The 13,289-nt window shown below is 63.2% G+C and carries 14 protein-coding genes; 8 read left to right on the top strand and 6 right to left on the bottom strand.

What is annotated here, in order from left to right; translation table 11 throughout:
* Positions 1 to 73 precede the first annotated feature (73 nt).
* From G522_RS0105390 to sseA, 5 genes are all read left to right on the top strand, one after another.
* Positions 74 to 547: an RDD family protein gene (locus G522_RS0105390; RefSeq protein ID WP_051228418.1), complete on the top strand. Its 474-nt coding sequence runs from the start codon at positions 74 to 76 to the stop codon at positions 545 to 547.
* 158 nt (positions 548 to 705) lie between these two features.
* Positions 706 to 1,479, top strand: coding sequence for an arginyltransferase (locus tag G522_RS0105385; protein WP_026790155.1), 774 nt, complete (start codon positions 706 to 708; stop codon positions 1,477 to 1,479).
* A 154-nt stretch (positions 1,480 to 1,633) separates the two neighbouring features.
* The gene (locus tag G522_RS0105380) at positions 1,634 to 2,665 is read left to right on the top strand and encodes a cysteine synthase A (RefSeq protein ID WP_026790154.1); all 1,032 of its coding nucleotides are present in this window, start codon (positions 1,634 to 1,636) and stop codon (positions 2,663 to 2,665) included.
* 13 nt (positions 2,666 to 2,678) lie between these two features.
* A complete protein-coding gene (locus G522_RS0105375; RefSeq protein ID WP_026790153.1) occupies positions 2,679 to 3,413 on the top strand; it encodes an alanyl-tRNA editing protein in 735 nt (244 codons plus the stop codon).
* A 21-nt stretch (positions 3,414 to 3,434) separates the two neighbouring features.
* Positions 3,435 to 4,280 carry a 3-mercaptopyruvate sulfurtransferase gene (gene sseA / locus G522_RS0105370; RefSeq protein ID WP_036838286.1) on the top strand — a complete coding sequence of 282 codons (846 nt, stop codon included), beginning with the start codon at positions 3,435 to 3,437 and terminating at the stop codon, positions 4,278 to 4,280.
* Here sseA and G522_RS25720 read toward each other — a convergent pair.
* Positions 4,220 to 4,936: a DUF502 domain-containing protein gene (locus tag G522_RS25720; RefSeq protein WP_084632855.1), complete on the bottom strand. Its 717-nt coding sequence runs from the start codon at positions 4,934 to 4,936 to the stop codon at positions 4,220 to 4,222. The genes sseA and G522_RS25720 overlap by 61 nt on opposite strands.
* 245 nt (positions 4,937 to 5,181) lie before the next feature.
* Here G522_RS25720 and G522_RS0105360 point away from each other — a divergent pair, with 245 nt between their 5' ends.
* Positions 5,182 to 5,994, top strand: coding sequence for a hypothetical protein (locus tag G522_RS0105360; protein WP_156886837.1), 813 nt, complete (start codon positions 5,182 to 5,184; stop codon positions 5,992 to 5,994).
* Between the two features lie 10 nt (positions 5,995 to 6,004).
* Here the strand turns inward: G522_RS0105360 and G522_RS0105355 are convergent, their stop codons facing one another.
* Positions 6,005 to 6,289, bottom strand: a complete 285-nt coding sequence (locus G522_RS0105355; RefSeq protein WP_156886836.1) for a hypothetical protein — start codon at positions 6,287 to 6,289, stop codon at positions 6,005 to 6,007.
* A gap of 322 nt (positions 6,290 to 6,611) precedes the next feature.
* Between G522_RS0105355 and rimO the strand changes: the two genes are divergently transcribed.
* Both rimO and G522_RS0105345 read left to right on the top strand, forming a co-directional pair.
* On the top strand, positions 6,612 to 7,946 hold the full coding sequence (rimO, locus tag G522_RS0105350; RefSeq protein ID WP_026790149.1) for a 30S ribosomal protein S12 methylthiotransferase RimO: 1,335 nt from the start codon (positions 6,612 to 6,614) through the stop codon (positions 7,944 to 7,946).
* An 83-nt stretch (positions 7,947 to 8,029) separates the two neighbouring features.
* Entirely contained in the window at positions 8,030 to 8,956 is a 927-nt protein-coding gene (locus G522_RS0105345) for an EF-hand domain-containing protein (protein ID WP_026790148.1), read from the top strand.
* Positions 8,957 to 9,047: 91 nt separating this feature from the next.
* Here G522_RS0105345 and G522_RS0105340 read toward each other — a convergent pair whose 3' ends face one another.
* The 4 genes from G522_RS0105340 to ribD are packed head-to-tail and all read right to left on the bottom strand — an operon-like array spanning position 9,048 to position 13,284.
* Positions 9,048 to 10,262 (bottom strand): ArgE/DapE family deacylase, encoded by a 1,215-nt coding sequence (locus G522_RS0105340; protein ID WP_026790147.1) that lies wholly within the window; start codon positions 10,260 to 10,262, stop codon positions 9,048 to 9,050.
* On the bottom strand, positions 10,259 to 11,533 hold the full coding sequence (locus G522_RS0105335) for an allantoate amidohydrolase (RefSeq protein ID WP_245586598.1): 1,275 nt from the start codon (positions 11,531 to 11,533) through the stop codon (positions 10,259 to 10,261). The genes G522_RS0105340 and G522_RS0105335 overlap by 4 nt, the downstream gene beginning before the upstream one ends.
* Positions 11,530 to 12,039 (bottom strand): 2-oxo-4-hydroxy-4-carboxy-5-ureidoimidazoline decarboxylase, encoded by a 510-nt coding sequence (gene uraD, locus G522_RS0105330; RefSeq protein WP_026790145.1) that lies wholly within the window; start codon positions 12,037 to 12,039, stop codon positions 11,530 to 11,532. Before uraD ends, G522_RS0105335 begins: the two co-directional genes overlap by 4 nt.
* Positions 12,040 to 12,090: 51 nt before the next feature.
* Positions 12,091 to 13,284, bottom strand: coding sequence for a bifunctional diaminohydroxyphosphoribosylaminopyrimidine deaminase/5-amino-6-(5-phosphoribosylamino)uracil reductase RibD (ribD, locus tag G522_RS25715; protein WP_051228358.1), 1,194 nt, complete (start codon positions 13,282 to 13,284; stop codon positions 12,091 to 12,093).
* Positions 13,285 to 13,289 lie beyond the last annotated feature (5 nt).

Raw genomic sequence — 13,289 nt, 5'->3', positions numbered from 1 at the left:
AGTCCGGGCACGGATACATTGAAGTCGCAGACCGCATTCCCATATGCGGCTGATCATTCCCGAGGAGACTTCCATGTCCAACCGGACCTATGACGCCGCCGACTACATCTATGACGAAGGCCGGCCCGGTCCCCGCGCCGTCAGCGGCATCCGCACGCGTCGTATCTTCGCCTTCCTGATCGATGCCGTCATCATCGCCATGCTCACCGTGGCCGCCGCCATCGTGGTGGCTTTCCTCGGCCTCGTAACACTCGGCCTTGGCTGGCTGCTTTACCCGATCCTCTGGCCGGCGGTGGCGCTCGTCTATTGCGCCTTCTCGCTCGGCGGCCCCCACTCGGCAACGGTGGGCATGCGCACCCAGGGTATCGAGGCCCGCTTCATGGATGGCAGCCGCCTCAATCCCGGCGTCGCCGCCGTCCACGCGGTCTTGTTCTATTTCTCGATATCGATCCTGACGCCCTTGGTGTTGCTGGTGTCGCTGTTTACCGAGAACAAGCGTCTGCTGCACGACATCGTACTCGGCATCGTCTTCGTCAACCGGTACTAAAACGAGCATTTTCGCTGGCGCGGGGCAGCATTTGGCGCGGAGAAGCCGCCGAGTGGCAGACGTGGCATGCTTAGGCGCACTACTTCCGTTGATCTTGGTATCTCGCCAGAGCGAGCGAAAAATGCCAAGATCGGTGGAACAAACCGACGCATGAACCCATGACGCAACACCCGACCGACGCGCCTCAATTCTTTCTGACCGCGCCGTCCGCTTGTCCCTATCTGCCGGGCAAGACGGAACGGAAGGTGTTTACGCATATGGTGGGCGAACGCGCCGCTGCGATGAATTCCATCCTGAGCCATGGCGGCTTCCGCCGCAGCCAGAACATCGCCTACCGCCCCGCCTGCGAGGATTGCCGCTCCTGCATCTCGGTGCGCGTGCGCGTCGACGATTTCCGCCCCGACAAGAGCCAGCGGCGCAACTACACGCGCAACAGCCATTTGATCGGCGCCGAGCTGCCGCCGGCGGCAACCGGCGAGCAATATTCGCTCTTTCGCTCCTATCTCGACACCCGTCACGCCGACGGCGGCATGGTGGACATGACCGTTGGCGATTACGCCGCCATGGTGGAAGAAACCCACGTTACGACCATGATGATCGAATACCGACGGCGCGGTATCAACACGTTCTTGAACGGCATGGGCGACGGCCCGCTGATCGGCGCCGCCTTGACGGACGTGCTGATCGACGGTCTGTCCATGGTTTACTCTTTCTACGAGCCCGACATGCAGAGCGACGGGCTCGGCACATTCATGATTCTCGACCATATCGAGCGAACGCGGCGGCGCGGCCTGCCCTATCTCTATCTTGGCTATTGGGTACAAGGCTCGCGCAAGATGGACTATAAGCGCCGCTACAAGCCCCTGGAATATTTGACGTCCACCGGCTGGGCGATTCTGCCCGACGAGCCGATCGACACAGAAGCCATATAGCGATTGTTCTGGCGCCTGGAGCAGAAGCCGTTCTATTGACCCGGCGTTTCGCTCCGATTTTCCGCGTCCACTTTCGCTGGAAAGCCTGCACCTTTTGGGTGGGTGCCCAAGCTTTTTCGGCCGATTTGGGCCGGCCGCACCCCTGGAGGCCTCAATGACCGGCAGCATTCTCGACACCATCGGCAATACGCCGCTGATCCGCCTTCGCCGAGCCTCCGAGGCGACCGGCTGCGAGATTCTGGGCAAGGCGGAATTCATGAACCCCGGCCAGTCGGTGAAGGATCGGGCCGCGCTCTACATCATCCGTGACGCCATGGCGAACGGACGGCTGCAGCCAGGTGGCACGGTCGTCGAGGGTACCGCTGGAAACACGGGAATCGGTCTGGCGCTGGTGGGCAGTGCTCTTGGGCTGAAGACGGTGATCGTGATCCCCGAGACTCAATCGCAAGAGAAGAAAGACTATCTTCGCATGGTGGGGGCCGAGCTGGTGGAAGTGCCTGCCGTTCCCTACCGAAACCCCGACAACTACGTGAAGCTGTCCGGCCGCCTTGCCGACCAGCTTGCGAAGACAGAGCCGCGCGGCGCGATCTGGGCCAACCAATTCGACAATGTCGCCAACCGGCAGGCGCACATCGAGACAACGGCGCGCGAGATCTTCGAACAGACCGACGGCAAGGTCGATGGGTTCATCTGCGCAGTTGGGTCCGGCGGTACGCTGGCCGGCGTTGGCATGGGCCTCAAGGCGCGGAAGCCAGATGTGAAGATCGGCCTTGCCGATCCCCATGGCGCTGCGCTCCATTCCTGGTATACAACCGGCGAGCTCAAGGCCGAGGGATCATCAATTACCGAGGGTATCGGCCAAGGCCGGATCACTGCCAATCTGGAGGATGCGCCGGTCGATTTTTCCTATCGCATCTCCGATGAGGAGGCCGTTGCGGTGCTGTTCGACCTAGTGGAGCACGAAGGGCTCTGTCTGGGCGGCTCGTCCGGCATCAACGTCGCCGGTGCCATGGCTCTCGCCCGCGAACTTGGCCCGGGACATACCATCGTCACCGTGCTTTGCGACGGTGGCGCACGTTATGCGTCGAAGCTCTACAACCCGACATTTCTGAGAAGCAAAAACCTGACGGTGCCGAAATGGCTTGATGCTCCGAGGAAATTCAGGCCGCCGTTCGAGGCGGCGTGACGGAGGAAATGCGATGACCGAGGCTCTGTACCTCGAGAACCCCTATCTGGAACTCGTCGAGGCCACGGTGACCGCCGTCGGCACGGATGGGGGGCTTTATGTCGACCGATCGATCTTCTATCCGCAAGGCGGCGGTCAGCCCGGAGACAGCGGGTCGGTAGAGTGGGGAACCGGGTTAGAGACGAACATTAAGAACGCCGTCTATAGCTCTGACAGATCTTCGATCGTGCTGATTCCGGAGAGCGGACAGGACTTGCCGCAGCTCGGCCAGACGATCATACAGCATGTCGATTGGGAGCGTCGCCATGCCCTGATGCGAATGCACACGGCCATGCATCTTTTGTCGGTGGTGCTCCCTTATCCGGTTACCGGCGGTCAGGTCGGCGTCGACGAGGGGCGTCTCGATTTCGATCTTCCTGATGGCGAAACGGTCGAGAGGGTGTCGGCGACGGAGGCCCTCAACGCGCTGATCCGTGCCGACCACGCCGTCACGACCGAGTGGATCACCGACGACGAGCTTGCGGCCAACCCGGGGCTCGTCAAGACCATGAAGGTGAAGCCGCCGACAGGCGCCGGCCGGGTGCGCCTCGTCCGCATCGGCGCTGATATCGATCTGCAACCCTGTGGCGGCACGCACGTCAAATCGACAGGTGAGATTGGCGAAATGCATATCGCCAAGATCGAAAACAAAGGTCGCATCAATCGCCGCGTCCGTCTGCGTTTCGGCCCACCCGCCGAAGCCGCATGACCCAATCTCTGGGAGATCCCGATGCCAGTGCACCCCGATAGCCATTTCGTCACTGCCGATTGGCTCTTGCGCCATATCGATGATCCCGATGTGATCGCAGTCGATGGTTCCTGGCATATGCCGGCAGCTGGCCGCAGTGGCCGTGCCGAGTATCTGACCGGTCATATCCCCGGCGCGGTGTTCTTCGACCTCGACGCCATTGCCGATACGGCGTCGCCGCTGCCGCATATGCTGCCGACGCCCGAGGCTTTCGCCGCCGCGGTCGGTGCGCTCGGCATCCGCGATACCCAGACCATCGTCGTCTACGACAGCATCGGTCTGTTTTCGGCGGCGCGCGTCTGGTGGAGTTTTCGCATCATGGGGGCGCGTGACGTCGTCCTGCTCGACGGCGGCCTGCCCGCCTGGAGCGCCCAGGGATTACCGCTTGAAGCCGGCGAGCCGACCCGCGCGCCCCAAGTCTTCACGCCGCATTTCAATCCAGCGGCTGTCCGCAATTTTGAAGAGGTAAAGGCTACGCTCGGCGGAAATGCTCAGATCGTCGACGCCCGGTCAGCCGGCCGCTTCCACGGCCGTGAGCCCGAACCGCGCGCCGGTCTTCGATCCGGCCATATGCCCGGCGCCGTCAACCTGCCTTTCGGTGAGACAATTGAGGCTGGCCGGCTCAAGTCGGCGACCAATCTGCAGGCGCTTTTCGCCGCTCGCGGCATCGATCCGAACAAACCGGTGATCGCGAGCTGCGGCTCCGGCGTATCGGCTGCGGTGATTGCACTCGCCCTCGACGTGGTCGGGGCACGCGACGTTGCCATCTATGACGGCTCGTGGACCGAATGGGGCGGACGCTCCGACGCGTCGGTGGTTACCGACTGACGGGGGCTGCCCTTCGACAGGCTGCGGATCAGGCTCTCAGCCGCATCCGCCGATTGGGCTGTGACAAGGCCAAAGGATATGACGAACTTGGCAGCGTCCTCGACCGTCATGTCGAGGATGATCACATCCTCGCGCCTGATGAACACCAGATAGCCACCGGTCGGGTTGGGCGTGGTCGGCACGTAGACGGTGAGCATGTCGTCTCCGCCTTCCAGCCGTTCGGCCACTTCGCCACGTGCCGTGCCAGCGACGAACCCGATCGTCCACATGCCGGCGTGGGGAAAGCGAACCAAGGCGGCCTGCTTGAAGGCGTTGCCCTTGTCGGCCAGCACCGACGAGAAAATCTGCTTCAGCCCCTTATAGAGGTTGCGCACCAGGGGCATGCGGTCGACCATCTCTTCCGAGAAGGAAAAGATCGAGGCGCCAACGATATTGGCCGTTAGAAAGCCGATCAGCGTAATGACGAAAACGGCAACCACCAGACCATAGCCGGGAACTCGGAAAGGCAGATAGGTGTCGGGGTTATATGCCACCGGCAGATAGGGCTTCACCCAACTGTCGATCCACGACACCATCGACCAGGTGATATAAATGGTGATGCCGGCCGGGCCGGCTACCAGAAGACCGGTCAGGAAGTAATTCCTAAGTCTCGTCACGCCCCCAGTCCTTCCGTTTCGTCACTCGGCCACCGCCCCATATTGCCCGCACATGAGCAACAAGTGAAGTTTTCCATTCAATCGGACTTCCCTTTCAGGTCGTCGATGACAAAACCGTGAAACACCCGTGGGTAAGCACACCAACAAAGGTCGGCAGCGACTCATTGTCCTTGAGTGAATCGGCTTCCTCATCCTTTATGGAAGAGACTGGCCGAAATGCGGCCTTTCGGCGTTGGGGTGTTCTCGTGAACGGCGAGCGTGACGACAGATATGGCGGCGGAAGCGGGGTGCCCGGTTCCGGCTCCTTTGCGTTGTCGATCTGGCTCGCAATTGCAGGATTGGCGGTGCTGTTTGCCGTGGTCGCCCTCGTCTATGGCAATCCAGCCCACGAGGTCGTTGCCCAACCGCCGCGACCGGTCGCGTCCGGCGGCGGCGCAACGCTGCTGCGGGGGACGGCCATGCCGGAGGCTGCCTCCGCTGCAACAACCTCTAGCGGCCGCAGCGATATGGTGGGGGCTCCAGCTCACGATTCCGATGTCGCCACCGAGATCGCCAAGGTACGGATCGAAAATGCGGCGCTCCGGCAGGCAACCGAGCTGCTGCGAGGCCAGATCGAAGCCTTGTCGGAACGGGTCGGCAAGATCGAGGGTCATTTATCGGAAATGACGGGGAGCATTGGCACCCCCGCCAAGCCCAAGTCCGAGGTGGCTTCGGCTCTACCCTCATCGACGCCCAACTTCGACGATCTCGTGCCACCCGATACCAGCTCTCAAAGCGAGGCGGCCTATACGCAATTTGGTATGGAGCTTGGCGCCTACGGCGACCTCACCACGCTGAAGAAGGCATGGTCGGACCTCGTGAGGCAATATCCAGCGCTGTTCGAAGGGCTTGATGGTCTCGCCACCATCCGCGACCGCAGCGGTCGCACCGAGCTGCTACTGATCGCCGGACCGTTCCGCAATGCCGCCGAAGCGGCAGAGCGATGCGGAAAGGCCGAAGCGTCTGGGCTCAAGTGCCTGCCGGCCTTTTATTTGGGCCAGCAGCTTTCAATGCACTGAAAACCCGTCCTCAGGGCGCCTTGGCCGAACAGGCCGCCGCCGGATCGACGGAGTAGGGATCGCAAGCCGGAGCCGCCGTTGCTGGGGCGGGCTTGAAGGCAGCATCCGTTTCCTGGATGAGCGCCTGAGCAGCTTCAGTCTGCTGCTGGCGGGCTGCCGACAGGGCCATGACGGTCGAGTTATCTTCCGACGGCATTCGATAGCCATGGGCCTGCGCAGCCAATGCTGCGGCGAGCGCCGCCTGCTGGTCGGCATCACGAACGATCGGCTTCTCTGCCTTGGGGGTACTCGCCAAGGACAGAAAATCAGACGGTCCGCCAGCGCAGCCCCCTAGGGAAAGGGTTGCGAGCAACGCAGCGACGGCCGCGAGGGATTTGGAAGAACGGGAGGTCAGAAAACGCATGAAGCCTCGGTATTCTCGTTATTGCCCGGATTATACACTAGCACTGAAGTCTTAGCGATTTCCTTTTCACAACGCCGCAAAAGGTGATCGCCGCGTGAAGATCCACGTTACCATTGAAGCCGCGACAATCAGGCGATTTGATGCCGACCATCTTGACGGCGTCCGAAAAGCTCTCCATGCATCTCGGCCTCAAAAGCTCAGGATTTCGCCGTAAATGACCACCGATGCCAGCTCCGACGCCGCTCCAAAAATCTCCTTCGTCAGCCTCGGCTGCCCGAAGGCGCTGGTCGACAGCGAGCGCATCGTCACGCATCTGAGATCGGAAGGTTATGAGATTGCTCGCCGGCACGACGGTGCCGACGTGGTCATCGTCAACACTTGCGGCTTCCTCGACAGTGCCAAGGCCGAGAGCCTGGATGCCATCGGCAAAGCCATGTCGGAGAACGGCAAGGTCATCGTCACCGGCTGCATGGGAGCCGAACCCGAGCAGATCCGCGACGCCTTCCCCGGCGTGCTGGCCATCACCGGCCCACAGGCCTACGAGAGCGTCATGAGCGCGGTGCACGAGGCCATTCCGCCGGCCCATGATCCTTTCGTCGATCTCGTGCCGCCGCAAGGCGTCAAGCTGACGCCGCGCCACTATGCCTATCTGAAGATCTCCGAGGGCTGCCATAATCGCTGCAGTTTCTGCATCATCCCCAAGCTCCGGGGCGACCTTGTGTCCCGGCCGGTGGTCGATGTGCTGCGCGAAGCTGAGAAGCTGGCCAACGCCGGCGTCAAGGAACTGCTGGTCATCTCACAGGACACCTCGGCCTACGGCGTCGACATCAAATATCAGACGGGTATCTGGAAGGACCGGGAGATCCGCGCCCGCTTCTTTGATCTCGCCGAGGCTCTCTCGGAATTCGGCATCTGGGTCCGTCTCCATTACGTCTACCCCTACCCGCACGTCGACGAGGTCATCTCGTTGATGGCCGAGGGCAAGGTGCTGCCCTATCTCGATATCCCCTTCCAGCATGCCTCCCCCAACGTTCTGCGCGCCATGCGACGGCCGGCGCACCAGGAGAAGACAGCCGAGCGCATCGCCAAATGGCGGGAGATCTGTCCGGACCTCGCGATACGCTCGACGTTCATCGTCGGCTTCCCCGGCGAGACGGAGGAGGATTTCGAGATGTTGCTCGATTGGCTCACCGACGTGAAGCTCGAGCGGGTCGGCTGTTTCAAGTACGAGCCGGTGAAGGGCGCCGCCGCCAACGATCTCGGCCTGCCCTTAGTCCCGCCGGAGGAGCAGGAGCGTCGCTGGCATCGCTTCATGGCGCATCAGCAGGGTATCTCGGCCAAGCTTCTGCAGCGCCGGGTCGGCAAACGTATTCCCGTCATCATCGACGAGGCCAACGGCACGATCGCCAAGGGGCGCTCCAAGTGGGACGCACCGGAAATCGACGGCTCTGTTCACCTGCAGAGTCGGCGCCCGATGCGGGTCGGCGACATCGTCACTGCCAAGATCGAGCGGGCCGACGCTTACGACCTCTGGGGAACGGTGGGCTGAATGCCGGCGGTCAGGACCGAGTTTGGCTTGTAACTACCCAGAAAACCTAGAAAATCGGGATACAATAATCTCTGCCTGACTTTATGGACGGACACGTCAAAAGGCTGACGCGCGATTCTGCGCGCCTCCCAACCTGGGAGTATATCGAAGCCATGAGTGTTTCCTCCCTAGCCTCCTCCTCGTCTTCCCAGTCGCAGTTGCAGTCGCTCTTTGCCAAGGTCGACACCGACAAGAGCGGCGGCGTAACAGCTGAAGAATTGACGGCCGCCGCAAGCAGCACTGGGTCGGACGCCCTGTCCTCCGCCGTGTCGAATCTTGTGTCCAAGGCCGACACGGACGGCGACGGTGCCCTCTCGGGGGCGGAATTCGAAAGTGCGTTCAATCAGCTTTCGAGCGAGATGCAGTCAACGCTGATGTCCGTTCAGGAGAATGCCAACGCCGGCCCCTCCTTCTCCGATCTCGACACCGATGGTTCCGACAGCCTGAGCCTGGAGGAATTTTCCGCGGGTGCTCCCGACGGTTCTTCCTCCGATACGGCGGCGCTGGAGCAGCTCTACGCGGCGATCGACACCGACAGCAGTGGTTCGGTCAGCCAGGCTGAGTTCTCGACTTTTGCCGAGAGCATGTCATCGGCAACGACCACTGCTTCCACCGATACCTCCTCCACCACCGACAGTGCGTCAACGGGGAGCACGAGTTCTGCTGGCGGCACGTCCGCGGGCAGCTCGTCATCCAGCAGCGACACCTCGTCGTCCAAGGAAGTCGAGAGCGAAACTATCGTCTACAACCCGGACGGCAGCACGACGACGACCATTACCTATTCAGACGGCTCCAGCACCGAGACGACGACAAAAGCATCGCCTAACTCTGCCGCCGCTCGGAAGAATGAAAGCGACAACACAACGCAAGCCGCACAAAGCAACCCAGCCGTTGGGGCCGCCATTTCGGCCTACGAGGCGGTACAGTCGGGCGGTACCGATGCCAGCCAGAGTCTCGACGTCGCCGCTTGAGCCCGCTGCTGGAAAGACGCAAGCCCGGACGGGAGATAGCTGTCCGAGTGTCTGGATATCAATAAGGTACGCCGAACTGAACGGCGTACCTTCAAATGGCCAGGAAATCTCTCAGCGTCAGCGCAATCACCTCGGTTGCGGCCTTGAGATCCGGGAGCCGCACATGCTCGTCGGCCGCGTGGGCGTTGGCCTCCAGGATGGAACGCGGGCCGGCACCGTAGAGAACGGTTGGAATGCCGGCGGCTGAATAGTGGCGGGCGTCCGTGTAAAGCGGCACGCCGGTCGGCTCGACAGCGACGCCGAGCACGTCTTTGGCGTGGCGCGAAATGGCCGCCACCAGACGGTCGGCGCCGGGCAGCTCACGAAGCGGCTCGGCCAGCATGATGCGCCGGCACTCCACTTCCAGCCCGTCGACATTGGGTGTGGCTGCTTCGATCAGCGCGATCAGCTTCTCTTCAACCTCGGTACCGACCTCCTCGGGAATCAGGCGACGGTCGAGACGGAGCGCCACACGGTCGGGGACGACGTTGGTGTTGATGCCACCGGAAATCAGGCCGACGGTGAGCTTGGGAGAACCGATACCCTTCTGAGCCGATACCGTGCCGCCAAGGCGATGGCGTTCCTCATAGAGCGCCTTCAGAATGGGAACGGCGTGTTCCAGCGCATCGACGCCGGTCTCAGGCATGGCCGCATGCGCCTGTTTGCCGCGGATGATGATCTCCATATGCAGCACGCCGTTATGGGCCGTTGTGATGGCGTAGGAGAAGCCGGCGGAAATGGCGTAGTCGGGTTTCGACAGGCCCTGCTCGATCAAAAAGGCGGGACCAACAAAGCCACCCGCTTCCTCGTCAAAGGTCAGATGCAGTTCCACCGTACCATCGAGCGGCAGCCCGGAGGCCATCAGCGCCTTCAGCGCAAAGGCATAGGTGGCAAAGTCGGACTTCGATACGGCAGCTCCACGGCCGTAGATCGCACCGCCCTTTTCTTCGGCTCCGTAAGGCTGCATCGTCCAGCCGGACCCCGGCGGCACCACGTCGCCATGGGCATTGAGGGCGATCACCGGCCCCTTCCCCGCCCCGAAAACATGACGGACGATCAGGTTGGTCACCGAGCGCATGCCGTTTTGCCGCACGAAGGGTTCGGGAACGGGATGCCGTTCAACACGGAAGCCAAGAGCCTCGAGGCAGCCGGCAGCCGTCTCGGCGATGGGGGCGCAATCACCAGGCGGATTGTCACTTGGCACTTTCACCAAGGCTTTCAGGAAGTCGACCTCAGCGGCAAAGGCGGCTTCGATGATGGCTTTCATATCCGGTCCCCTGAAGATGCGGCATCCGCCGCCAGCCGCTCGACGGCCTTGATCAACGCTTCCACGGCAAGGCCCATGTCGTCAATGGTCGCAAACTCGGCCGGGTTGTGGCTGATGCCGCTACGGCAGCGCACGAACAGCATGCCGACGTCGGTGAGGTGGTGCATGGCATGGCCATCGTGGCCGGCGCCGGAGGCAAGCCGCCGTTCCCCGAGGTTGAGATCACGCGCGGCACCGACGAAGGCCTCCTGCAAACGTGGGGCGCAGGGTGTCGTCGGGCTCTCGTAGAATTTTTCCATGGTCACCGTGACACCGCGCCTAGCCGCGACCGCCCGAAAGCGCGTTTCCAATTCGGCGATGGCCGCCAGGCGCGGCGCATCGGCATCGGCGCGGATGTCGAGCGTGAAGACCACTTCGGCGGGAATGACGTTGACGGCGCCGGGCTTTGCCGCGAGACGGCCGACGGTGGCCACCATCTGGTGAGCGTTGCCGGCACGCGCCACGTCCTCGATGGACAGCATCATCTCGGCGGTCGCTGCCAATGCGTCGCGCCTGAGGGCCATCGGTACGGTGCCGGCATGGCCCGCCTCGCCCATGACGGTGATGGAAAAGCGTGACTGGCCGGCGATGGAGGTGACAATGCCGATCGGCAATCCCGCAGCTTCCAGCACCGGTCCCTGTTCGATATGGACTTCGAGATAGGCAAGCGTTTCCTCGCGGGCATAGGCAGCGGAGGTGACAGCCTCCGGATCGCCCCCGAACGCAACCAGTGCATCGCGCAGAACAACGCCATCGGCGTCGCGAGCGTCGAGGTCGGAGGGTACGAGGCAGCCGGCCACGGCCGAACTGGAAACCAGGGTCGTCGGGAATCGAACGCCCTCCTCGTCGCCGAAGGCCAGCACATCGACGCCGAAGGGCAGTTGGATGCCACGCGCCTTGATTTCCTCCACGGCGAGAATGCCGGCCACAACGCCGAGCATGCCGTCATGTCGACCGGCGTTCACTACCGTGTCGATATGCGAGCCGATCAGCAGGCGTTTGTTGCCCGCCCTGCCCGGCGCCGTCGGCATCGCGCGACCACGCACCGTGCCAAGCGCATCGAAACCGACATCGAGGCCGGCCGCCCGCATCCAGGTCGCGACATGATCCGCCGCCGCGCGATGAGCCGGGGAGAGATAGAGGCGGGTGAGGTTACCGTCGCCATCGGTCAGCGCGGCGAGCTCGGCGAGCATGGCTTCGGCGCGGGTACCGAGTTCCCCAGGCGTCCTCAAGATGCGACCCGATCCTCGATGCGGAAGCGGAAGATGCGGACGATCTCATCCAGTGCGCGCTCGAACTCCGTCTCTGGGCTATTGCCGAGCCGCTCCTCGAAGGACGCGAGAATGTCGGCCTTGGTCGCCCCGCGCACCGCGAAAATGAAAGGAAAGCCGAAGCGCTCGCGATAGGCGGCATTGAGGGTTTCGAAGCGGGCGAATTCCGCGGGCGACAGCGCGTCGAGCCCAGCACCGGCTTGCTCGCGGCGCGAGTCGTCGGCGATGGACTTCGCTTTGGTGGCAAGGTCGGGGTGGGCTCGGATCAGCGCAAGCTTGGCCGCACGGCCGGCCGCGCGTAGCGTCTGTTCGAAGGCGGCGACAATGGCGTCGCGATTGGCGAAGGGGCGCGTTTCCTCGGCAGCCTCGGCGACCCAGGGGGAATGTTCGGCAACGTCGCCGAAAGTGGCCATGAAAGCCTTGGCACCCAGGCCGTTCACGTCCTGGACAGTCATCGGAAGGGTCATCGCGGTCCCCAATCGAGCTTACAAATCATTAACTGCAAGAGGTTGGCAAAATCACAGAGGTTCCGCAATAGGCCTGCGGATGGGCCTTACGGGCAGGCGAATGTCGTGGATGGAGGTGCGGCCGTCGATGCGGGCAAGATGCAGCAGCCGATCGTCGCCAAACGACCTGCCAGCGACGATGCGGAAGGCGCCACCATCGGAAAGCTCAGTGAGCGGCAGGTCGGGCACCTCGCCGCCGGCCGATTCTCCGGAGACGATCACCGTGGCTTCATCCACCATGCCGGCCTCAAGCAGCGACCGCGACAGACGAGCTCCGCCCTCGGCCAGCACCGAGGCGATGCCGAGCCCGCCCATCTGGAACAGGACGTCGGCGAGATCGATGCGGCCGGAGGCCTCGCGTTCCGCCGTCAGCACTAATACGCCGCGCTGGAACAGCGCTTTCACCCGGTCCTCCGGTGCGTCGGGCGCCACGAAAATCCAGGTCGGAGAGCTGCGAGCCAACGCGACGACGTGGGAGTCCACCGGCGTACGAGCCTCGGCATCGACGACCACACGGACCGGCGAGCGCGCCTCGCAGCCCGGCAACCGGGCTGTGAGACGAGGATCATCGGCGATAATGGTTCCGCTGCCGACCATCACGGCGTCGTGCTGGAGGCGCAGGCCGAAGCCATGCGCACGGGCGGCGGCGGTGGCGATGGGCCGCGTGCCCTCGCCGGTCCGCTCCACGCAGCCGTCGGCGCTGAGCATCAGGCGCAGATGAACGTGTGGCCGATCGAGGCGCGAGCGGGCGATATGTCCGGCGTGCAAGAGGGCCGCCTCGCCGGCATGGACGCCGCTCGTCACCCGGATGCCGTTGCGCTCCAGGATGGCGAGGCTACGACCGGTGTATCGAGGATCGGGATCCTCGATACCGACCACAACGTGAGCCACGCCGGCATTGACCAACGCCGTGACGCAGGAGGGTGACGGGCCACCGTTGAAACAGGGCTCGAGCGTGACATAGAGCGTGGCGCCACGCGCCCTGCCTCCCGCGGCCGCCAGCACCAGTGCCTCGGCATGCGGCCTGCCGCCAGGCGCCGACACGGCACGGGCGATGACTTCGAACCCCTCCGGCCCCTTGTGCACCAATATCGCGCCTACGGAGGGATGCGGCCGAGCAACGCCGGCATTACGCCAGCCCAAGGCAATGGCGGCAGCCATGAAGCGGCGATCGAGTTCGGTCGGCTGGCCGCGGGCCACCGTCATGGACG

The sequence above is a fragment of the Pleomorphomonas oryzae DSM 16300 genome (assembly GCF_000422965.1).
GTDB classification, from domain to species: Bacteria; Pseudomonadota; Alphaproteobacteria; order Rhizobiales; family Pleomorphomonadaceae; genus Pleomorphomonas; species Pleomorphomonas oryzae.
This window is presented reverse-complemented; position numbering and strand designations above follow the sequence as displayed.

What these genes read in the sequence shown, in the direction of transcription:
- sseA (WP_036838286.1), top strand. Translation starts at nt 3,435, where the DNA reads ATGCCAGTGCACCCCGATAGCCATTTCGTCACTGCCGATTGGCTCTTG.
- uraD (WP_026790145.1), bottom strand. Translation starts at nt 12,039, where the DNA reads ATGACCCTTCCGATGACTGTCCAGGACGTGAACGGCCTGGGTGCCAAG.
- G522_RS0105345 (WP_026790148.1), top strand. Translation starts at nt 8,030, where the DNA reads ATGGACGGACACGTCAAAAGGCTGACGCGCGATTCTGCGCGCCTCCCA.
- G522_RS0105385 (WP_026790155.1), top strand. Translation starts at nt 706, where the DNA reads ATGACGCAACACCCGACCGACGCGCCTCAATTCTTTCTGACCGCGCCG.
- rimO (WP_026790149.1), top strand. Translation starts at nt 6,612, where the DNA reads ATGACCACCGATGCCAGCTCCGACGCCGCTCCAAAAATCTCCTTCGTC.
- ribD (WP_051228358.1), bottom strand. Translation starts at nt 13,284, where the DNA reads ATGACGGTGGCCCGCGGCCAGCCGACCGAACTCGATCGCCGCTTCATG.
- G522_RS0105375 (WP_026790153.1), top strand. Translation starts at nt 2,679, where the DNA reads ATGACCGAGGCTCTGTACCTCGAGAACCCCTATCTGGAACTCGTCGAG.
- G522_RS0105390 (WP_051228418.1), top strand. Translation starts at nt 74, where the DNA reads ATGTCCAACCGGACCTATGACGCCGCCGACTACATCTATGACGAAGGC.
- G522_RS0105380 (WP_026790154.1), top strand. Translation starts at nt 1,634, where the DNA reads ATGACCGGCAGCATTCTCGACACCATCGGCAATACGCCGCTGATCCGC.
- G522_RS0105340 (WP_026790147.1), bottom strand. Translation starts at nt 10,262, where the DNA reads ATGAAAGCCATCATCGAAGCCGCCTTTGCCGCTGAGGTCGACTTCCTG.